Annotated in this window: 25 protein-coding genes and 1 pseudogene; 5 read left to right on the forward strand and 21 right to left on the reverse strand. The window is 26.1% G+C overall.

Features of this window, described 5'->3' with window-relative positions; translation table 11 throughout:
* The 19 genes from HUU89_RS09350 to HUU89_RS09440 form a co-directional block, all read right to left on the reverse strand.
* Positions 1-1,101, reverse strand: a complete 1,101-nt coding sequence (locus HUU89_RS09350) for a YaaC family protein (protein WP_117481246.1) — start codon at positions 1,099-1,101, stop codon at positions 1-3.
* Positions 1,102-1,165: 64 nt separating this feature from the next.
* Positions 1,166-1,747, reverse strand: a complete 582-nt coding sequence (locus HUU89_RS09355; RefSeq protein WP_147323161.1) for a hypothetical protein — start codon at positions 1,745-1,747, stop codon at positions 1,166-1,168.
* A 267-nt stretch (positions 1,748-2,014) separates the two neighbouring features.
* Positions 2,015-2,263, reverse strand: a complete 249-nt coding sequence (locus HUU89_RS09360) for a hypothetical protein (RefSeq protein WP_147579698.1) — start codon at positions 2,261-2,263, stop codon at positions 2,015-2,017.
* Between the two features lie 201 nt (positions 2,264-2,464).
* A complete protein-coding gene (locus tag HUU89_RS09365) occupies positions 2,465-3,337 on the reverse strand; it encodes a DUF5050 domain-containing protein (RefSeq protein WP_317992338.1) in 873 nt (290 codons plus the stop codon).
* Between the two features lie 199 nt (positions 3,338-3,536).
* Positions 3,537-4,769 (reverse strand): nucleotide sugar dehydrogenase, encoded by a 1,233-nt coding sequence (locus tag HUU89_RS09370; protein WP_147579699.1) that lies wholly within the window; start codon positions 4,767-4,769, stop codon positions 3,537-3,539.
* Positions 4,770-4,772: 3 nt separating this feature from the next.
* The gene (locus tag HUU89_RS09375) at positions 4,773-5,936 is read right to left on the reverse strand and encodes a polysaccharide pyruvyl transferase family protein (protein ID WP_175301604.1); all 1,164 of its coding nucleotides are present in this window, start codon (positions 5,934-5,936) and stop codon (positions 4,773-4,775) included.
* 6 nt (positions 5,937-5,942) lie between these two features.
* Positions 5,943-7,322, reverse strand: a complete 1,380-nt coding sequence (locus tag HUU89_RS09380) for a lipopolysaccharide biosynthesis protein (protein WP_158569611.1) — start codon at positions 7,320-7,322, stop codon at positions 5,943-5,945.
* Between the two features lie 4 nt (positions 7,323-7,326).
* Positions 7,327-8,553 carry an O-antigen polymerase gene (locus HUU89_RS09385; RefSeq protein ID WP_158569610.1) on the reverse strand — a complete coding sequence of 409 codons (1,227 nt, stop codon included), beginning with the start codon at positions 8,551-8,553 and terminating at the stop codon, positions 7,327-7,329.
* On the reverse strand, positions 8,546-9,415 hold the full coding sequence (locus HUU89_RS09390) for a glycosyltransferase (protein WP_118347777.1): 870 nt from the start codon (positions 9,413-9,415) through the stop codon (positions 8,546-8,548). Before HUU89_RS09390 ends, HUU89_RS09385 begins: the two co-directional genes overlap by 8 nt.
* Positions 9,412-10,206, reverse strand: coding sequence for a hypothetical protein (locus HUU89_RS09395; RefSeq protein ID WP_118347775.1), 795 nt, complete (start codon positions 10,204-10,206; stop codon positions 9,412-9,414). Before HUU89_RS09395 ends, HUU89_RS09390 begins: the two co-directional genes overlap by 4 nt.
* Before the next feature lie 2 nt (positions 10,207-10,208).
* Positions 10,209-10,979, reverse strand: coding sequence for a glycosyltransferase family 2 protein (locus tag HUU89_RS09400; protein WP_118347773.1), 771 nt, complete (start codon positions 10,977-10,979; stop codon positions 10,209-10,211).
* A gap of 9 nt (positions 10,980-10,988) precedes the next feature.
* Positions 10,989-11,918, reverse strand: a complete 930-nt coding sequence (locus HUU89_RS09405; protein WP_118306156.1) for a branched-chain amino acid transaminase — start codon at positions 11,916-11,918, stop codon at positions 10,989-10,991.
* Between the two features lie 13 nt (positions 11,919-11,931).
* A complete protein-coding gene (locus HUU89_RS09410) occupies positions 11,932-12,615 on the reverse strand; it encodes a sugar transferase (RefSeq protein ID WP_118306157.1) in 684 nt (227 codons plus the stop codon).
* 12 nt (positions 12,616-12,627) lie between these two features.
* Entirely contained in the window at positions 12,628-13,839 is a 1,212-nt protein-coding gene (locus tag HUU89_RS09415; RefSeq protein ID WP_118347771.1) for a pyridoxal-dependent decarboxylase, read from the reverse strand.
* Positions 13,840-13,841: 2 nt separating this feature from the next.
* Positions 13,842-14,666 carry an aldolase/citrate lyase family protein gene (locus tag HUU89_RS09420; RefSeq protein ID WP_175301605.1) on the reverse strand — a complete coding sequence of 275 codons (825 nt, stop codon included), beginning with the start codon at positions 14,664-14,666 and terminating at the stop codon, positions 13,842-13,844.
* 102 nt (positions 14,667-14,768) lie between these two features.
* Entirely contained in the window at positions 14,769-15,212 is a 444-nt protein-coding gene (locus tag HUU89_RS09425; protein ID WP_118347767.1) for an adenylyltransferase/cytidyltransferase family protein, read from the reverse strand.
* A 43-nt stretch (positions 15,213-15,255) separates the two neighbouring features.
* Positions 15,256-15,510, reverse strand: coding sequence for a hypothetical protein (locus HUU89_RS09430; protein ID WP_254697750.1), 255 nt, complete (start codon positions 15,508-15,510; stop codon positions 15,256-15,258).
* A 36-nt stretch (positions 15,511-15,546) separates the two neighbouring features.
* Positions 15,547-16,065, reverse strand: a complete 519-nt coding sequence (gene loaP / locus HUU89_RS09435) for an antiterminator LoaP (RefSeq protein WP_175301606.1) — start codon at positions 16,063-16,065, stop codon at positions 15,547-15,549.
* A 112-nt stretch (positions 16,066-16,177) separates the two neighbouring features.
* On the reverse strand, positions 16,178-18,055 hold the full coding sequence (locus HUU89_RS09440) for a polysaccharide biosynthesis protein (RefSeq protein WP_175301607.1): 1,878 nt from the start codon (positions 18,053-18,055) through the stop codon (positions 16,178-16,180).
* A 288-nt stretch (positions 18,056-18,343) separates the two neighbouring features.
* Between HUU89_RS09440 and HUU89_RS09445 the strand changes: the two genes are divergently transcribed.
* The 4 genes from HUU89_RS09445 to HUU89_RS09460 are packed head-to-tail and all read left to right on the forward strand — an operon-like array spanning position 18,344 to position 21,528.
* A complete protein-coding gene (locus HUU89_RS09445) occupies positions 18,344-19,030 on the forward strand; it encodes a YveK family protein (protein WP_175301608.1) in 687 nt (228 codons plus the stop codon).
* Between the two features lie 2 nt (positions 19,031-19,032).
* Positions 19,033-19,815 (forward strand): tyrosine-protein phosphatase, encoded by a 783-nt coding sequence (locus HUU89_RS09450; protein WP_175301609.1) that lies wholly within the window; start codon positions 19,033-19,035, stop codon positions 19,813-19,815.
* Between the two features lie 2 nt (positions 19,816-19,817).
* On the forward strand, positions 19,818-20,528 hold the full coding sequence (locus tag HUU89_RS09455) for a CpsD/CapB family tyrosine-protein kinase (protein WP_147579705.1): 711 nt from the start codon (positions 19,818-19,820) through the stop codon (positions 20,526-20,528).
* A 1-nt stretch (position 20,529) separates the two neighbouring features.
* Complete coding sequence (locus HUU89_RS09460) at positions 20,530-21,528, forward strand: hypothetical protein (RefSeq protein ID WP_175301610.1); 999 nt, start codon at positions 20,530-20,532, stop codon at positions 21,526-21,528.
* A gap of 193 nt (positions 21,529-21,721) precedes the next feature.
* Here the strand turns inward: HUU89_RS09460 and HUU89_RS14745 are convergent, their stop codons facing one another.
* Positions 21,722-22,093 carry an NYN domain-containing protein gene (locus HUU89_RS14745; RefSeq protein ID WP_199588523.1) on the reverse strand — a complete coding sequence of 124 codons (372 nt, stop codon included), beginning with the start codon at positions 22,091-22,093 and terminating at the stop codon, positions 21,722-21,724.
* A 495-nt stretch (positions 22,094-22,588) separates the two neighbouring features.
* Positions 22,589-22,738, reverse strand: coding sequence for a hypothetical protein (locus tag HUU89_RS14750; RefSeq protein ID WP_217498466.1), 150 nt, complete (start codon positions 22,736-22,738; stop codon positions 22,589-22,591).
* A 146-nt stretch (positions 22,739-22,884) separates the two neighbouring features.
* Between HUU89_RS14750 and HUU89_RS15325 the strand changes: the two are divergent.
* Positions 22,885-22,950, forward strand: a pseudogene (locus HUU89_RS15325) (hypothetical protein); the annotation flags it as partial.
* Between the last annotated feature and the right edge of the window lie 46 nt (positions 22,951-22,996).

Below are 22,996 nucleotides of genomic sequence, written 5' to 3' on the forward strand. Positions count from 1 at the left end.
TTATTTCATCATTCTCCTTTTTTCTTCTATATCATATATTTCATTTCTAACTAATTCTTTTACATCATGTTCATTAACATGCTTTATTGTTTCATTTGTAGAATAACGTTGTGTAACATATGTAATATCATCATTATTTATAATATTTAAAACAATATTAGGTATTATTCTTCTAGAATAATATATGAATTTTTCAAATAATAATCGTTCTCCTGTTTCATCGTTCAATACAAATGGTCCCCATATTTCTGGATGATAACGACATAATGAACCCATGATAAAAAGTGCTGAGTACATATTAAACAGTTGCGGTAAAGTGATCAATTGTCCATTTTTTTCTATTCCAGCTTGTAAATATGGTTGCCCAGAAAATGAAATTTTCTTTATATTTTTTCCTGTCATCCTTTTTCTTAAAATCAAGTAATTTCGATTTGTTTCCTTTTCATATCCTGTTTGATAATCTAAATAATTTTTTTTAAAATCCTCTACATTATTCAAAACATTCAAAATAGATTCCATTATTTCTTTTTTTGCATATATTTTCTCAATCAAGCCCGTAGATGTATTATATAAATCAAGTAATAAAGTATTTCCTATTTCTTTTTCATAACATTTCTTATAATCACGATCAATCTCAACAATAGCTGATAAAAATTCTTGCATTTTCCATTCACCGTATTTTGTTAAGTCCTTATCAAATCCAATAATTTTAGCAAATTGATGAATTCCTCCAAAATTATAGTCGTTAAAACGTACACTTGCTTCAGATATATAATTATCTATTGTTGTATGTAATGTAGCCATTCCATGATTTTTTATTTCTGGTCTAATACCTTTTTTTAGAGAACACAGTCCTAGAAGTAAATTAGTAGATCCATAATATAAAAGAAGTGGAGATATCTGTAAATTTACAGTTTTACTTGCTTTAAAATATTCATTCGCTTGTAAAAAAGAACCAATTATCGTATTAATTGTATCTTCACTTTTCACTAAATTATGTTCTTCTAAATATCTTTCTACATTTGCCTTATAAGAAAATTGCATGAGCTCTTGCCATAGATCATTTTCTGGATTTTCAGTAAAAATTTGTTTATTTGGCATATTTAATTTCCTCCATCAAATTTTTTAATAAAGAAAATAAATTTTTTCTTATTAATTTGCTTTTTTATAACTTTGAAAACGTTTTTTTAATTATTCTTATTATAAAATCAAATATACTATTCTTTTCCTTTATTTCATTGTTAATACTATTAATCCTACTTGACATATGATTCATTTTTTTATTTAAATTTTTAATTTCATCAAAAACATTATTATTCGAAGAAATCATATCGTCAATTTTTTGTTTACATTCATTATTTTCATTGGTGTTTTTTCTTGTTTGTTGAACCGAGCCTCCCATTCCAATAAGTGAAACACCAAATGCAATTATTGATAATCCATCAATAATTGCAGATAATTTTGCATTTATTAGCATTTCATTTAATCCTATAATACTAAACAATAAACCCGTTGCAAAAAATATACTTGGCAAGTATTCATTTATAAATATACAACAATTTAAAATTATTTTATTTTGTTTTTTGTTGTCTTCTTTTGAATATTGTTTACTAAACCAATATATAAAATAAACATATATTGAAATTATTAAAACAGTAGAAAATACTGGATGCATCCCAAAATTGATAACTAATTTATATTTATTCAAAATAAAAAAAATAATAAAACTTGATATAACAATTCCCATAGTATTCTTTCCTTTCATATAAAAAGTATAATAACATTTTTACAAAAATCCTCTTGTTGCCATTTACATTTTGTACAAAACAAATAGCTAACATTTTCATTATATAACCTGTGTTGTCTTTTTTCTATATATTGTTACCTAATGGACATTTTTAGCAACTAAAACAACTATTTACCATCTAAGACATCTTTATTTGCTTGCCCATTTTCTTTAAGTAAGTGCAAAATAAAAAGCTAAATAAAAATATAGCGTTCTAAGAACTGATATCTATATCAAATACATCAATTTCTTCATCTTTATAAAGTAATCTTTTAAAAGTACTTTAAATAATTCTAATTTACTATTATATTTAGGATAAAAGATATCATGAATACCTGATGCATTTTTTTTTGCTAATTGATCATTAGCTAAATTCGTTTGATCTGTTTCTACATGATTATCTTCATTTGTAATCGTAAAAACATCACATGGAACATGTAAACTAAATCTTATAACTAATAAAAATAAACATGCCATAAATTTTTATCTTTTCATTTTCACTTCTATATAGGAGTCAAAAATTAATACTCTTTAAACATATACCCGCTGTCTTCTTTACTTTCCCTTTAGCCTCATTATCTTTTATCTCGATAAAAAACACAAAAACATGCAACCGCTTATATTCATGTGTGAAAAATAGGTGTATCTTTTGTGGTGATACACCTAGAATATTCAATTTCATTCCAAAATCTCTTTGTTATTGCCATCAACACCTATTTTATACGTAATACCATTCTTCCTATAATAGATGTATTTATCTTCTACTTTTTCTATTTCATAATCAAAGGTATCCTCTCCATCTAAAACTACACGTTGTGAACCATCTTTTTTAGCTTTTATCAATTGATTAGTAATATAATAAATCCAATCATTGTCACCTATATCATTCATTACTATTTTTTCAAGCCCACTTGCAGGATTACCTAATTCCATTTTAAAATTCTTATAATAAACCCATCCTTTTTTTATCTTATAATCAAAGTGACTACATTTTAAAATATCACTTGACACTTCATACGCTGCAATTATTTCATTAGACCCATCTAAATTCATTCTATGAAGAGCATGTCCTTCAATACCAACTCCTGTAGTATCAAAACAATAAACATAATAAATATATTTATCATCAACTATTTGAAAATCATATAATTCTGTATCTAGTAATTTTTGGTTTTTTCCATCTGGTCTTGCAACATATAAATAACCATGTGATTGAACAGACAATGTCGAATCTAAATAATAAACACAATTTTTAGAAACCGTATAAGTATAACAAGCTTGTTCATTTACTTTTCTAGCAATATATGTACCATTTTTGTATCTATACAGAGCAGGATAGTATATTGGCTTATCAGCGTATTTACTTCCAATTGTATCCTCAGTATTGTATATAAAATACGTCCAATTCCCAACCTTCTTCTTCATTTTCATATCCACTTCAATTGGATAATTTTTTTTATTATTATCATCCATAAGGATGATATCTTTTTTATTAGTGGAAGAATTAAAAAAAATTGAAAAATCTGAATTACCTATTATGCAAAACAACACTATAAGTACAATTATTACTCTTTTTTTATTATTTTTAAAAAAATCATATATTTTCTTAACCCATTTCCATGATAATTCCAATGAATTAAAAAAATCACCAAATTTAATAACTATTAAAACAATGAAAATTACCCAAATAAAGACTTAGGCTTTATAGAAAAATTCTTATAAAATAAATCTAAAAAATCCATATTAGAAACTAATCTCTTCTAAATAAATCTCTTGTATATACTTTTTCTTCTACATCATCTAGACAACTATCATAGCGGTTCGCTATGATTGCTTGACTTAGTTCTTTAAATTTATTTAAGTCATTTACTACTTCACTTCCAAAGAATGTTGTTCCATCTTCTAATGTTGGTTCATAGACAATAACCTTAGCTCCTTTAGCTTTGATTCTTTTCATGACTCCTTGGATTGATGACTGTCTGAAGTTATCGCTGTTTGATTTCATTGTTAATCTATATACTCCAACAATTACTTCATTTTCTTTTTCTTGATTATATGAATCATTTGCTTCATACGCTCCTGCTTTTTCTAATACTTGATCTGCAATGAAATCTTTTCTTGTTCTATTACTTTCTACAATGGCTTCAATTAAGTTTTGTGGGACATCTGCATAGTTAGCTAATAATTGTTTTGTATCTTTTGGTAAACAATATCCCCCATATCCAAATGATGGATTATTGTAATGTGATCCAATTCTTGGATCTAGACATACTCCATTAATGATTTGTTGTGTACCTAATCCTTTTAGTTCTGCATAGGTATCTAATTCATTGAAAAAAGATACTCTTAATGCTAGATATGTATTAGCGAACAGTTTTACTGCTTCTGCTTCTGTAAATCCCATAAACAATGTATCAATATCTTCTTTGATGGCTCCTTCTTGTAATAGTGATGCAAATGTATGTGCTGCTTCTACAAGTCTTTCATCATTCATATCTGTTCCTACAATGATTCTTGAAGGATAAAGATTATCATACAATGCCTTTGATTCTCTTAAGAATTCAGGAGAGAAAATGATATTCTTGCTTCCTGTTTTTTCCCTGATGCTTTGTGTATATCCTACAGGTATTGTACTTTTAATGACCATAATGGCATTTGGATTGATTTCCATTACCTGTTCTATTACATTTTCTACTGCACTTGTATCAAAGAAGTTCTTCTTTGAATCATAGTTTGTTGGTGCAGCAATGATAACAAAAACAGCATCCTTATATGCATCTTCTGCATTTAAGGTTGCTGTTAGATTTAATTCTTTTTCTTTTAAATATTTTTCGATATATTCATCTTGAATAGGACTAATACGATTATTAATCTTATTCACCTTATCTTCTATGATATCCACAGCCATCACTTCGTGATGCTGTGCTAATAATGTAGCGATACTCAATCCTACATATCCTGTTCCTGCGACTGCTAGTTTCATTTTCTATTCATCTCCCTTAAATAATTGTTTAGTCTTCTTTTCAACGTTTGGAAGAATAAAATTATAATATCTTGATTTTAACATATCACTTAAATCATCTCTTTTAAAAATAATAGATTCAAAAAGATTACTTAAATTATTATTAGAGTATGCATCTAGATTATTTAAATTAATAACATATTCTTTCATTTGCGAATAATTAGCTACTTCATTCATTTTATTCTCATATGAAAAAGTATAAAAAGGAATAAAATTTTTAGAAGCTAAAACACAACCATGATATCTCATTGATACTACAAATAGACTTCTAGAAATTTCATAATCATATTCTTGAAATTTTGTTAATCTAGGAACTACTATATTTCTTTCATTAACTCCATTTTTTATTAGCAATTCTTTCATATAATTACAATATTTATATTCACTTTCTAAATTGAAATGAGGCAGTATTTTTATTTTTAAATTATTTTTTTTTATAATTTTGGAAATAATCGGCAATACTTTACTATTAAATTTTTCATCTATATTATTTTTTTTAAAATAAGGATGCCAATCATCAAAATGAGCAGGAATAAAACTAATATAACTACTTTTACTCATATTCTCTAATGGACTTAATAAAAAAGCACTATCAGTTCCTAGTGTACTTTCAATGCCTATACTATCCAAGTATAATTTAGATTTCTTTTCTCTTACATTTACATCTGATCTATTTAAAATATATTTTGCAATACTGTCAAATATTATACTTTTACTTGAATTAATAGTATTATAATGAAAAACTGGTATTTTTTTTTCTTTAACAACAATCAATAATCTTAATAGATATCGATAATCTTTATATATTCCTATACTTGCACCACATGGGGAAACAAAAATTATGTCAGAATTATTAATAATTCTAATCCATTCATTTAATTTTTTATTTTTTACTATTTTAGACCCAAACAAATAATAAGTAATTAAATTTTTTAAACCTACATTTTTTAAAGAAATATCTGGTTTATGTATAATTCTAGAATCAGTAATTGGTAAAATTGAATCAGATGCATAAAGAACAGTCACATTTTCTACTTCTTCATATTGTAGTATTCTGTTAATCAATCCTGCTCCTGCTGCTTCATCTCCAAAATTGTGTCCTTGTTGATTTACAATTGTTATATTCATAATCTTCTATTTTTTCTCCTTAAAACATATATTTACTAACGATAGAATGAAATTTTTATTTATCATTAAAACAAAAATAATCAAAAAAACATTTATAATCATATATACAATATTAAAGTCAAAATATCTAATATAAAAATAAGAAAACATTAAAAATAATAATTGTATAATTAATGTTTTAAAATAAAATGTCTTTTTTACTATACTTTTTCTTTGGTTAAAATATCTAATAGTATAAAGAATTATATATGAAATCATTGTAGAAAATGATGCGGCAAATAATCCAATTTGTTTTATTAATAATAAATTAATTAAAATATTAAATATTGCTGAAATTGTTGTAGAAATGCCTACTATTTTATTTTTTCTATTTGAAAGTAACATATTTCCTAAATATTGTGATAAACAAAGAAATATGGTACCTGATAAAAGAGATGGAATATATTTCATACTAGCAATATAATCATGAGGTAAAAAAACACCATATACAATCGGTACAAACATTATTATTAAAAGCCCAACACAAGATAAAATTCGAAATAGTTCATTAAATAATTTATCATAAAAAATAATATCACTTTCCTCATTTTCTAAAAATGCCATTTGTTGAAAAGATAAATTAAATACAGAAAAAAAAGAAGTTAATAGTGTAGGGATTTTATAAGCCATAGCATATAATCCATTATATTTAACACCTAGAAACAAATTTATAATCAACCTATCTGATGCATTTGTAACCCACCATGAAATTCCATTAGGTATAAGTGGTAATGAATATGATAGCATTTTTTTTAAATTATAATCACCTTTATTAGTAATTCTAAAAATATCATATTTATAATATACAATGCCAATGCATATCAAAAAAGAGATTGAATATGCTAAAAGGACATATTTTATATTATGTTGAAAACATTTTAAAAATAATGGAGCTAGTACTAAAAAAGTAAAAGAATTAATAATATTACATATAGAATATAATTTAAGATTTTGTAAGCCTCTAACATATTCAATAGTAAAGTTAAAAATTATTTGTAATAATGTATAAATAAAAATATAAAATTTATACTGTGTATTAATAAAAATCAATATAACTATAAAAATAATAACATTTAATAATATTGACATTATGGATTTTAAATAATATTCATTTGCATTTTCTGGATTTTCTAATATCTTTCTATACATTGCTTGAGATAATTCCATAGTAATAAAAGGCAGTGCTAAACTAACATATGTCAAAATAACATCCAAACTACCATATTGTTTTGTTGATAAAAAATTTGCTAATACAAAAGCAATTATAAATGCTGCACCTTTAGAAACAATAGCTCCCATACCAATTATTAATGTATTTGTTGAAATGGTTTTTAATTTATTATTCAATATTTTATCCTCCATTCTTAATCATAATCATCTTTTCAACATAAAAAACAAAAATAGGGAATATCCAATAAAAAGTCATTCTTCCCATCCAAGTAAAAAATGAAAGTAATAATGTCATATTAAATATTAAATACATACACAAATTAAATAAAGAAAATTTCTGAAAAACTTTATTATATGTTTTTGAAACTACGAAAGAATAAAAAAATAATAATAATATACATCCAATATAACCAAAATCAGCAAAAAACATTCCTGGCAAAGTATAAACAGTAGAATCATCAAAACCTACATCTATATCTCCAAATGTTTCATAACTAAATCCAATAAACTTATATATTGGGCTAAATGTTTTGCTTCCATAACTATAATCAATTTCTTGATCCATTAAGGATTTAAATGCTAGACACGGTGTTACAAAATACGAAACTGTTTTAGCTACTATAACATTATCAATTCCCTCAATTGAACTATCTTGATTTTGATATCCTCTTTGCGTTCCTGTTACTATCAATGAAAGGATAATAAATACTATTACCAACACTATTAATCTTTTCTCTTTACGATTTATTTTGATTATATTTGAAAATATAAAAAAAATTCCTATTACAAATATTAAGTCAATAAAAAAAGCCATTTTTGATAATGTAAAAATAGCATGAAAAAAGGATAATATAATATTTATTAGTAAGTAGAAATATTTTTTTTCACAGAAACATAAAAATGCACTTATTATTAGTCCTAATTCAGCAAAATAATTTAAAATATTTGTGATTAATGCAAAAACTATTCCTATGTTATTTGAATAATTCAAATATGCAAACCTTAACCATTCAACATTACCAAATAACATATTAATTGATGCACCTAATCTATTAACAACATAAATATCATAAAATATTTGCATAATACGAAATAACAAACAAAAAATTATCATTTTTTTCATTTTACTTTTATTTGTTGAATAATACTTATGAATTTGTTTATATAAATCATCATTATTGTTTCTTTTCGAAAACATTAAAAAAAATAAATTCCCACTTATAAAAATTAAAATAACAAATATATTTGTTGTCATACTAAATTTTTTTGTTGAAATTAAAGCTGAATTAACTATAACAGTAATCCAAATCCAATTAAACAAAAGCAATGGTGAAAAATATGTATTTGTTTTTTTCTTTAAATATTTATATAAAAATACCATAAATATTATTAATATAATATTAATCAAAATTATCTTCATTTTTTTCCTTTCTATCAAGCAGATAAGCAAATCCATCATTAATACCTAAAAAAATCATTTTTAATTTTGTATATTTTTTCTGTTCAAATAATAATTTTATAAAATCTTTTACTAATGATTTTATAACTTTTATTATCACAACTCTATCCTTATAATCTTTTATCATAAATAATAGATTTCTTGTTCTGTAATAATATCGCATAGGTGATTGATGATAAATGCAGATTTCTCTTCCAAAAATCTTTCTCAACTCTATTTTTCCTATTTTATGTTCCATATCGATACCATTCAATATAACTATTTTATATCCGTTTACTTTTAGCCTTAAACAATATTCATTATCTACTTGATCTATAAAATAATCCTCTCTCATTTTTCCTATTTTATTAAATATATCTATATTAATCAAAGACCCAGAACTTATAGTTTCATCAACAAGTATTTCACTTTCATTAAATACAAATTTTTGCTTTTGTGTACCTATATCGTAATAATTAGTACTTATAATTCCTATATCATCAAGTTTTTCTTTTTTATCTAAATACTTTATATACTTATTACTTAATGAATATGTAATTATTGTATCTTGATCTAGTGTAATAGCCCATTTTAATCCAATAGAATTTAAATAATCTAATCCAATATTCTGAGCTTTGGCTATTCCTAAATTTTTACAATTTGGAATATATTTAAATTTTTTTCTATCTAAATTTTCAAACTTTTTATTTCTAAAATTTGAATTATCGACAATAACTATTTTTTCATAATTATTATCATTTGAAATATTATCTATCAACTTATCTGTTCTTATATCTGGGTTATAACATACAATTACAATTCCTATTTTCATAATTTTCTATACCTTTTATAATAATAAATAAACGAGTCCCTTAAGAAATTATATTCATTAATATTTGAAATACTCATTGATCCGTCTTCAAAATGTCTTACTATAATATTTTTATCATACTTTATTTTTATATTGTTCTTTTTAGCAAATAATCCTAACAATGCCTCTTCATAAAATAAAAACATTTTATCATCAAATTTAAAATTGTAGTATTTTATAAAATTATAATTCAAGATTATACATGCACCATGACATGCATAGATATAATTATTATGATTTCTAAATAAATACTTTATAATCTTATTTATAAAAATACCCACATACAAAAACAATTTAATATCATGTTTATACCCTATATACATTAATTTTTCAGAAAATATATTTTCTTTCACCCAATATGGATTTTGCAATTTATTATTATTGGCAATTATTTGGGGAGCAATAATCATTTCAGAATCGCATAAATTTTCTATTCTTAATGTGCTAATAAACTCAACATCTGGATTACAAATAATAATATATTTATATTCATACATATTATTTGCATATTCTATTCCAACATTATTCCCATATCCATATCCTTTGTTATCAATCTGAATGTATACTAGTTTATTTTGAAAACAAATATTTTCTATATCTTTGGATACTTCATCTGAATATTTGGCATCTATAACAATAATTTTATAATTACACTTTACTTTAGATTTCGTATTAATAATAAAGTTTTGTAAATCATCTATATTTCTATAAACTAAAACCACAAAAACTATTTCAACATCAATTTTTCTCATCTCTATTCTCCTAAATATTTTTTTAAAGCATTTATTATAAATCTAAATGTATTCAAACAAACACGTAATTTATTTATTTCTTCATCTTGTGTTTGAATTTCCCAAATTTGTTTAATGCTTTTAAATTTATTTGATGATAATGAATTACTACTTATACGATATTTAACAAGTGCTTCATTAATGCCTCTAGCAATGCATCCATTTCTTAATAACATTAACCAAGTTGCATAATCTTGTCCACCTCGCCTTAAAGGCATTCTAAAGTCACCTAAAATAGTTCTATCGATAATAACTGACGATGTAGCTATTATTGTATTATGTAACAAATATTTGTAATCACACGTTTCTTTAATATTTCTTTTATTCTTTAAAAGATTGTCATTTTCATCAATCATTTCAATTGCCGTATATGAAAATGGACAATTTCTTTTCTTCATTAACTCAAGTTGTTTAGCAACCTTATTTGGATACCAAATATCATCACTATCTAAAAAAGCAACATATTGACCAGTTGCTAATTCTAATGCTTTATTTCTTGCTGCGCCTGCACCTTGATTTGTTTCTTGTAAAAAGTAAACAATTTCTGGATATTTTTGTATATACTCTTTAATAATATTAGCTGAGTCATCATTTGAACAATCATCAACTAAAACAATCTCTATGTCTTTGTATGTTTGAACAAGAATAGAATCTAATGTTTTTCTTAAATACTTTTCTGCATTATAAATTGGTATAATTACAGATACTTTTCCTTCTATAAATTTTCTATCCATAACTAACCTCTATTCATAAATTGGAGTTACCCATTGCTTAAATTCTTTATCTTTTCCTTGAACAGCATCTAAATATTTTAAATGTATATTTTTTGTAATATTTCCAGTATCACCATTTCCAATTGTATATCGATCAATACTTAAAACAGGGGTAATCTCCATCGCTGACCCACATAAAAAGGCTTCATCACATGTGTAAAGTTCTGTTCTATCTATTGATCTTTCAATAACTTTATATCCCATATGCTTTGCTAATTGAATCACAGTATCTCTTGTAATACTTTCTAGAACACTATCTGTAAGTTGTGGAGTAATAACTGTATTATCCTTAATCATAAAAAAGCATGATCCAGGTCCTTCTGCAACCTTTCCAACTTCATTTAAGAAAAGACAAGTATCATATCCATTTCTTAAAGCTTCTCTTTGTCCTACTCTACTATTAATATAATTAGCGCCACATTTAATTCTTGGTGAAAGAGTTTCATCACTAATTCTTCTCCAAGAAGTAATACAACAGTTTAACCCTTTTTTATTATATTCAGCACTTGTTCTTCCTCTAGGAATTGGTGCAACAAACATTTCTACTGGTCCCTCTGATCCCCATGATCCAAAGCCATCAACAAATAAAGTTTGTCTTACAGATAAATTTTCATCATATTCGTTTGCTTTAATGACATCTTTTAAGGCTTTTGTAAAATCTTCCTTTGTATATTTACAATCTAATTGTAACAATTTTGCTGATCTTAATAATCGATTATAATGATCATCTAAACGAAATGCATATAATTGATTTTCATCTTCATTCCAATAACATGGAATTCCTTCAAATACATTTAAACCAAATTGTGATGTTGGTGATAATACATTGATTTTTGCATCATTGACATTTAATATTTCACCTTTTAACCATATTCTTCTATTTTCTACATCATATTTCATTGCTTATCCTCCTCTAATCTGGTAAGTGTGCAATTCTAATAATTTCTTCTTCTGCTAATTTCGCAGCTTCGATATCATCTAAAGATTCATCTGCTTTATTTTCATAAATATTTTCTTTTTTAAACACTTTTATTACTGAGTCAAATAGAATCTTTATATCTAATAAAATTCCATACTTTTTAAATCCATCCACATATTGATTATCATAGGTTACTTTTTCATCCCAAGAAATATCATTGCGACCCTTTACTTGAGCCAAACCAGTTAAGCCTGCTTTGACTTGAAACCTTTTTTTATACTTTTTATTTAATGTTTCAAAATCGCCCAATTCATAAGTAACGCATGGTCTGGGTCCTACGACAGACATATCTCCAAAAAATATATTAAACAATTGAGGTAATTCATCTAAACTACTCTTTCTTAAAAATTTTCCTACTTTTGTTACTCTTGGATCATCTTTATAATTAAATAATCCTGCACCCATTTTTTCAGCATCAACTATCATTGAGCGAAATTTATACATATGAAATACTTTTCCATTTGTTGTTCTTCTACCTTGTTTGAAGAAAATAGGTCCTTTAGAATCTTTTTTTATAGCAATAGCAATTATTATCCATAAAGGAATCAAAATAATAATTGCTATGCCTGATGATACAATATCAAACAGTCTCTTTAAAAATTTATTAATAGCTACCAAATCTATTTCCTCCTATAATTCAAACGTATGAAAAACATCTTCGAAATTTTCAGCACGTTTAATAACTTCTGTTTTACCTTCTGAAATATCTAATACAGCGAAATTAGGTAAAATAAACGGAGGTTTCATAACTAAGGAATACGATCCGCAATTACTAATAACAATCGCATCATTTATAGCTAATTTTCCATTAAAATTTCTATAAATAACATCAGACTCAATACATGTAAATCCGACAAAATCTAAATCTTTATATTCATCTTGCTCATTTGACATATTGATTATTTCTATAGGAGGATTAACACCAGTCATACTAATATTTTTTTGACTTCCTAATACTGTTGCAAATGATTTTCCTCTTATATTTTTTATTGTTTTAACTGTCCCAACGAATTTCATACAATCACCAACTAAAGCTGAACCTGGTTCTATAATTAATTCTGGTTGATTATCTTTATCAGAAAATCTTTCAGCAAATAATGTTGCTACTGCATTTGCATAATCTTGATAATTAGGAATATTAGATGTAAATTGTTCTTTCAAAGAATTTTCCATTTTCCCAAACAATCCACCACCAAGATCAATTCTTTGTGGGACAATGTTTAACCTGTCAATCAAATCTAACATTCCTTTTGCTTTTTCAGGCCAATATTCTAATTGTCTTTTAGCAAAATGGCATTGTAAATTGATTAGATATAAATTATCTCTTTCCCTAATTAAATCTAATACATCTTGAAATTCTTTACTCTCTACATCAAAACCAAATCGAGAAATAACACCATCTTGAACATCATAATTACAACGAACACCAACATTAAATGTTACATCTTCATGCTTTTTTGATAATTCATAGATATATTTTCCTTCATCAATAGAATCAATATTAACTGTGCCACCAGCTAATAAAAAAGATTCTAGTTTTTCTTTATTTTTAATTGGACCATTCCAAATAATTCTATTTTCCTTAACCCCAATTCTCATAGCTAATGCAGCTTCCATTTCAGAAACAACTTCAGCATATCCACCTAATTCATTAACAATTTTACATAATCTAGGTGTATAATTTGTTTTATAAGAATATGCAATATTAAAATTAGAATAAATACTTGAAAAAGCATTTTTTAATTCAGTATAGTTACTTCTAAATTGTTTAGAATCTAACAAATAAAAAGCATCTCCGTATTCTTTTCTTAAATCACTTATAATTTGTTTGTTTAATTTCATTTTTATGCCTCCATTTGTTTAACGATTTTTTCTACACAATTGCTTAATTCATCTTTATTATTTTCAAAATCTTTTTTAGACATTTTCATTACTTTCTCTTCAAATAATCTTTGAGTTTTCATATTTTCTTTAAATATTTCTTTTACTTCATCAAGTGATGCTGTCTTATCTACATTACAGAAACTTCTTGAAAGAATTGCTCTAGATGAACCTAATCGATAATGTTCCATAATAATTTTTTCTGCTGGTAATGTTCCTTCTCCAAGTCTAGCAACACCACCAAAACCATACGGAATATTATAGTTTTTGATTTTATTACAAATCTTTTCTACTGTTCCATTGGCAAGCAATTCAAACATAAATTTTAAATGATAGCTTAAATGCAAATCATTCAATCCTATATGTATTTCATCAAATCCACCATTTTCTAATACTTCATCTAAACATTCCACAGCCTCTTTAGTTTCAAGAAGTAATGTTGTTTTAACACGTGTATCCACAATTGTTAAAAAATTTTTGACATCATCTAATGACTTCCACATCGGTAGCATAATAATATCTGCTCCAGCTTCAATTACTTTGTCTATTTCTTCTTTGCTACATGGATTTATTGGATTAACCCTTACTAGCATTTCAGATTTTGTTAATTTTGGCGATATTTTTTTTATATCATTGATAGAATGCTTTGATTTTACAGAATCAATATGTCCTTGTCTTTCTTGCTTCCCTAAAGTTTCTAAATCAATCCAAATTCTATCAACTCCATATTTTTCAGCAATCAATGCAACATCAACGCTATTTGTAATATACATTAATTTTAAAAACATGATATTATCCTTTCTAAATCACTTAAATTTTTGAATACTAATTTTAGTATTCAATTTTTATCAATTAAACTAAAAAAATAAAACATACCTTTTATGATTATGTTATTCAAAATTTTCTATATTAATTTTTTGTAATATTTCTGATAAATATGTAGAAGAAATACCATCTGTGTGTGGAAGAAATACAACATCTACACCTACATTTGAAAATTGATTAATCATATTATTGTACATATCACTTCCTTGCCAATCAGAGCCATGGAATAACACATTAAAATGTAACTGATTCCATGCTTCCATCTTATTCATACTTGTTTGAGGAACTACCTTATCTACACATTTCAATTCATTTACTATGGCAATACGTTCTTTAAAAGGGATTATAGGTGTTTTATTTTTATAACTTTTTACAACTTCGTCAGTACTTACACCAACAATTAAATAATCACATCGTCTTCTTGCATTTTTTAAAATATTCAAGTGTCCTATATGAAACATATCAAACACTTCTGTTGTATAACCAATCTTATACTTTTTATCACTCATAATTTTTTCCTTTCTTTTTCATATAAAAAAAGCATACGTTCTGTTATGATTTTGGTTGATATGTAGGCACAATATCTTTGATAAGGTGTCTGATATCATTTGTTTCGTCATAAGCTTCCTTCTTCAAATGAACAAGTTTTTCTAAGAAGACCTCTTCATCCATTTCTATTGGTTTTCCAATATGAATTAGATGGTTCAGTGTATCCTGTAAGCCTTCTTCTTTCATAAGAAGTTCTTCATACAACTTTTCTCTTGAAATATTTTTATATACTAAAAAAGGCATAACAAAGTTATACATAAAAAATGTATATAAAAAAGCACATTTCTGTGCTTTTTATGATTTACTAATAATTTCTAATCCTACTTGAACTCTTGTAAGCTTTCCAAGTAGTTCTACATCAACATAAGCAATACGTTTATGTCTGTCTATTTTTGTAATAAGTCCTTCTAAACCAACGAGAGGACCTTTATTAATAATGATTTTATCGTTTTCAATAATACCATTAGAAATATCAACAACATGATCTTTATTTGAAAATTTTGTTAGAAACATAGCTTCTTGTGGATAGATGGGATAGATTTCTTTTCCATCATTTCCAAGGAGTTTTGTAAGATATGGTACTTTTTTGAGTTGAGTATAAAGTTGTTCTACTTGATTGGTGATTATAAAGATATACCCTTTAAATAAAATATCATCAACAATATGCCATGTACCATGATACTTCTTTTTCTTTTTCGTGATTGGAATAAAACAATCAATTAAAATATCATGGTCTATATAGAATTGACATTTTTTAACAATTTCTTCTTCTTTTCCTGTTCTTACCTGAACTACATACCAATTATCAAACATAAAAAACCTCCATTTGAGTATGCTTCGCCTATCCAATAGATTTATTGGACTAATTTCTAATATATGAGATAAAGGAAACGAACGCGACAAAGCGACGATTCGTTTAACTTCTTTATCCTTTGTTTTTCACACCATGTGTTGTATTTTCATCATAATGGTAAGTATCTACCATATATTGAACATCTTTTCTAATATCACTATCTTCATCAAATGCACTTTGACGTAAATCTTCTAATTGATCAAAGAAATCATCAGGTAATTGAATTGGTTGTCCAATATGAATCATCTTATTAGGCGTTGTTTTCATTCCTTCTTCTTTCATCAACATTTCTTCATAAAGTTTTTCACCAGGTCTTAACCCAATAAATTCAATTTTAATATCTACATCTGGTTCTAAACCAGAAAGTTTAATTAAGTTTCTAGCCATATCTAAAATCTTAACCGGTTTTCCCATATCTAAAACAAAGATTTCTCCTCCTTTAGCATAGGCACCTGCTTGTAAGACAAGAGAGACAGCTTCAGGTATTGTCATAAAGTATCTGATGATATCTGGATGTGTAATGGTAATTGGTCCACCTTCTTTAATTTGTTTTTTAAATAAAGGAATAACGGATCCATTAGAACCTAATACGTTTCCAAAACGTACAGCAACAAATTCTGTTTTTGAAATCTTGTTATAAGATTGTACAACCATTTCACATAATCGTTTTGAAGCACCCATAATATTTGTCGGATTAACTGCTTTATCTGTAGATATCAAGATAAATTTCTTAACACCATATGTATGACTTGCTTTTACGACATTGTATGTACCAAAAACATTGTTTTTAATTGCTTCATGTGGCGCATCTTCCATTAATGGTACATGTTTATGTGCTGCTGCATGATAAACAATATCTGGATGGTAATAAGCAAATAAATCATTGATTTTAACAGCATCTCTTACGGAAGCAATCATGGTTTCAAGATTTAAGTTTGGATATTTATGTTGTAATTCTAATTGAATGTTATAAGCATTATTTTCATAAATATCTACAATAATCAATTGTTTTGGATTACTTGCAGCAATTTGTCGACAAAGTTCAGACCCAATAGATCCTCCTCCACCAGTAACCATAACTACTTTATCTTTTACATAACCCATAATTTCTTTTAAGTTTACTTGGACAGGATCTCTTCCAAGTAAATCTTGAACTTCAACATCTTTTAGTTTTTCTAAAGTAATTTCATCGTTCAAGAATTGATACATACCAGGTAATTTTTTTATTTTACATTTAGTTTCTTTACAAATATTTAAAATCTTAGATATTTCTTTATCATCTATTGATGGTAAAGCTACATAGATTTCATCAATTTTATATTTTTCAACTTGTGTAAGGATTTCATTTCTTCCCCCTGCAATAGGAACATTGTGAATGCATCTATTGTGTTTTGTTGCATCATCATCAATGAAACAAACAACTTTTTTATGAAGTTTTGTCGAAACAAGTGTTTCTCTTAAAATCTTTTCACCTGCTGAACCAGCACCAACAATCATGACTTTGCTTTCATTATCATCACTTCTACCAAATAAGTAATGTCTTGAAGCATAAAGACGAACAAACCGATAACCAAATCGGCTTCCACCTACAAAAACAAGTAATAATAATAAATATAAAAATATTGTACTTATCGGCGGATGGACTGGAATGAGTAAACATAAAATACAGTATAAAATTGAACTGCATATTGAAGCAATAATAACATTTAATAATTCATTAATGGAAGCATAGCTCCATAAACTATCATAAAGCTTCATTATAATAAAGAAGAATAGACTTCCTATGAGTAAAATAGGTATAAAAAAATAAGTATATTTTAAAAAGCTTAATTCCATAGAACCGTCATATGCAATAAATGCTGATAAGAAGAAAGATAAAATAATACTTATTATATCTACTACTATCAAACATAGTCTTCTAAATAATAATTGACTCTTATTTTTGTACATATTTGTACCCCCCCCCCCCTCAATTTTTAAAGTTAATACGACGTATTTTGGAGTTCATCTATAATCAAACGTATTATACCGTGATTTTTTAAATTATCAATAAATAATTACTGAACGGTCGATTTTTATAACCAAACGATCAAATTTATGACTTTTCCTTTCCATATATAATAAGACTTCTATAAAAAAATCTAATTCTGTTGATTTTTAAAGGCTTTTGTTAGATAATGAGCCTCGACGTAGTATCTATAATTGTTTATAAAAATATGTATTAAAGGAGATTAAGTAATGGATAATCAAGAAATCCAAAATGAAGAGATTGAAATTAATTTAGCTGAATTGTTTCAAGTATTAAAAGAACATTTACATATCATTATTATTTCAACACTAATTTGTGCGATTTTAGTGGGAGCTTTTACTATTTTCTTTGTTAAAAAACAATATGCTTCTACAGCTAGAATCTTCCCAAAACCAGAAGTTAACGAGGGTGTTGTTGATTACTCACAAATTAACTCAAATAATTCGATGACTAAAAACTATGTAGCTTTACTTGGAGGAAACAATATTCAAAGTAAAGTTGCTAAAGAATTAAACGTTGATACAAATGTTGTTTCTTCTGCTTTATCTATTTCAAATGAAACAGATACCCAAATTATTTCTATTTCAGCAACAACAACTGATCCACAACTCAGTAAAAAAATTGTTGATACAACGGTTAATGTCTTCACAAATGAAGTAAAAGAAACTTTAAATATCAACAATATTACAACAGTTGATGATGCAAGACTTCAAACATCACCTGTTTCACCAAGTGTTCCTAAAAATATAGTTATTGGTGGTTTAGTAGGTGCTATTTTAAGTATTGGTATTATCTTTATTAGATTTATGTTAGATAATCGTTTACATACTAAAGAAGACGTTGAAAAATATTTAGAAATTCCAAATCTTGGCGTTATTCCTTATTTTGAGGATTAGTTATGGCTTTTATTGATATACATGGTCATTATGCATGGGATATAGATGATGGAATGCCATCACTTGAAGATGCTAAAAAGGCTTTAGAAAAAGCTAAAAATAATCGTATTTCTACGATTGTCGCAACACCTCATGTTGTTTCTGGAAAACATACTTTAAAAGATTTAGAAATTATTAAAGATAGAATTCATGATTTAAAAGAGCTTGCTAGAGTTTATAATATTGAAGTTTTAGAAGGCTGTGAACTCTTCTTAAATCATGATTATCTAGAAGCACTTGAACAAAACATCTTTATACCTATTGAAAATACCCATTATTTACTTGTAGAATTTGATGTTAGAAAAGAATTAGGAAATGAAAATGAAGTAGAAGATCGTCTTTATGAAATTCAATATAAAGGATATACTCCCGTTATTGCTCATGTTGAAAGATACTTTAAAGATTCTTTAGATATCGAAAGAATTCAAGATTTTATAGATAATGGTTATCTTATTCAAGTTAATGCAACAAGCTTTTTGGGATATCATGGTAAACATGCTCAAAAGTTTGCTTATCAATTATTAAATCAAGGATTACTTCATGTAATTGCAACGGATACTCATCGTTGTGACGGACATCGTTCTCCTTGTTTACAAGAAGTCTTTGATTTACTTGTAAAGAAATATAGTTATGAAGATATTCATACATTAATGTATGAAAATCCTCTACATATCATCAACAATGAAGAAGTTGATCTTATTGAAGGAAAAACATCCTTCTTTAAAAAAATATTTAAAAGGAGATAATTATGGCAAAAAAAACGAGTAAAAGAAAAACATTAAATATTTTAGATAAAAATAAAAAACATAGCCAATTTGATTATACTGAAATCTTTCGTCATATTCGTACAAATATTGAATTTTCTACAGTAGACAAAGACATTAAATCAATTTGTATTACTTCATCACAAGCTAATGAAGCAAAAACAACACTATCTATTAACCTTGCTTATATTTTTGCAACAAAATATAATAGAGTTTTATTAATTGATTGTGATTTAAGAAAAAATACTTTACATAAATATATGGGATTATCAAACAAACATGGTTTAACAGATGCTTTACTTGAATATCGTCAAACTAAAAAATTAAATGTTGAATACTTCCAAAGTGTAAAAGATCCTTCTTTTGCAGGTACTATGGCTGTTTTAACAAGTGGGATTCATATTCCTAATCCTTCTGAATTATTAGGATCACATGTATTTAAAGATTATATTAATGAATTAAAGAAATCCTTTGATTTCATTATTATTGACTGTGCTCCTATTGGAATGATATCTGATGCCATTCCTGTAGGAAATGCCGTTGACGGGACTATTTTTGCTATTTCTTCACAAGATACTAATAAAAAAGATGCTGCAAATTGTGTAAAACTACTTCAAAGAAATAATGTAAACGTTTTAGGAAGTGTTTTAACAAAAGCAAAATCTATATCTGGTAGTCATTACTACTATTACTAATATGAAAAAAGTTACTTTTTCTATTACTGTTGTTGTTTTACTTGCTATGATTGTTGGTTTAATTGGTTATGACCGTTTTTCAACAAGTCAAAACGCTAAAAAATACCAATCAGAAGAAAAAACAACAACTACAACAAAAGAAGAAACAACAAAAACAAAAACAAAAAAAGAAAAAAATAGTCAACGTATTTATTGTATTGGTGATAGCTTTACCTTGGGAAGTGAATTTGCTAGTTACCCACTTAATTTAGAATCACTTACAAATAGTGAAATTATTAAATTCGGTGGAAACCAAGATACAACTTTTGATTTATCTATTCGTGTAGGAAGAACAAAGATTTTCGCTAATAATATCACCATCCCTGGTGATAAAGAAGCTGTAGACCTTACTTTCTATAATGAAAAAGGTGAACAAGTAGAAGCTTTAAAAAATAGTGGATCAAACTTCGATGAAGTTACCATTCAAGGTATTAAAGGAACTTTAGCTTACGATTCATCTCGTAATATTCATACATTTACAAGAGACAAATCTGGAAAAGCTGTTACCCTAACAGCTCCTGCACAAATCGAAGCAACACTTCCTGAATTTAATGAAAATGATATCGTTATTATCTTTTCTGGAAACTATGATAAACAAAACAACCAAGATGTTTATCGTACAATCACTTATCAAAGAGCTATTTTAAACCAAATTAAAACACAAAAATATATTGTTGTATCAATGACATCAAAAAGACAAAACAACCTTGTAAGAGACGATAATAACATCTTAAAAGAAGAACATAAAGATCATTTCTTAGACTTTAGAACTTATCTTCTTACAAATGGCTTAAAAGATGCAAATATTACAGCTACTGAACAAGATCAAAAAGATCTTACAAATAGCTATATCCCATCAAGTCTTCTAAAAGAAGACAAATTCGCAGGTAATGATACATTCAATCAATTACTTGCAAACCAAATCTATCAAAAATTACAAGAACTACACTATATCAAATAAAAAATAATAATTAATCAAATTATTTAGTGTATTTTGTAAGAAATATTTTTGAAAATCAACAACACTATAACAATTAAAAAAAGTTAACAAAAAGAGAACAATCGTTAATTGCGAACCGTTCTCTTTTTAAATGTAATATCTTTTATTAAACCTAATTATAAAATATAACAACTTGTAAATGTAATTTTTTTTGCTATTTTTTATCTGAAATTTTAAAATTTGAATCGCATGTTCTTAACCCATCGATATGCTCAAATAAATCAGGTTTTACAGGTGCTCCAAGTGGATCTAAAATAAAATCTATACCTTCTCTTCTTGCAAGCTTAGCTGCAGAAACGAAATCACTGTCTCCTGATATTAAAACAATTTGATCTACTTGCTTTTTATATGCTAATGAAGCAATATCTAACCCAATCCTCATATCTACTCCCTTTTGTTCAATTTGAAGAATACAATCTTTTTCTTCTAAATCTTCAAATTTAATAGTACCATTACATAATTTTTTAAATGTTTTTTCTGTTAATGAATAATGAGCTTGTCCTTCCGCCAATTGCCCATATCTCAATGCAAATTTTCTTTTTTCTTTTAGAAAATCAAAAAATTCTGTTGCCCATTTATATGTATCCGTTTTAGATAAATCAACTTGTTTTTTTTGTTAAAGGATTATATATATTTTTGGAAACTGGTAAACAATCATAATAAAAAATTCTATATAATCTATGAGATGTCTGAATTCCATATATTTTTTCATTTAAATGTCTTTTACAATATGATTCTAATTCATCAGCTCTTTCTTTTGGAGATTTATCTCCTAACCGAGCATAAGCTCTACGTCTATAAAATCCTCCATCTACCAATATTGCTGTTACTATTATATCTTTTACAAATTATTTACCTTTTGACATAATTTTCTCCTTTTTATAAAATAAAAGCTCTAGTCTCACCTAAACCCTTATAACGGGAGGTTACTACTAAAGCTTAGTTAACAACTTGTGCACTCATTAAGTACACTTATATATTATGCTCATTTTTATAAAAAATCAACAAAATTTATAAAAATTTAAAATTCCAGATTATTTTTCTTTCCATCTTGATTTTTTTCTCCTAAAATCAGTTTTTGAAATAAAGGAGAAAAATCAACATCTTTAATGGCTCCATATTGTGAAACAAAATAGTTTTTCATATAATCATCTGATTTTCTAACCCCCATCTTACCAGCTGTTTTAAAATCTGAAAGAGAATAAAGTTCACTTATATTATCATTGTTTCTTTCAACAAACTTTATCTCATCTCTTCTAAATAAATTATTATTTAAAAAGATAGGGTAATGAGTATTTTGGCTTTACAAAAAAAGAAATCTTACAATTATTAAAAGATTATAATCTAACAGATTATGTAGATGAAGTTAAAGAATGGTATGATGGTTATTTATTTGGAAACATAGAAATCTATAATCCTTGGAGTACAC

The sequence above is a fragment of the Faecalibacillus sp. H12 genome, from assembly GCF_013361255.1.
Lineage (GTDB): Bacteria > Bacillota_I > Bacilli_A > Erysipelotrichales > Coprobacillaceae > Faecalibacillus > Faecalibacillus intestinalis.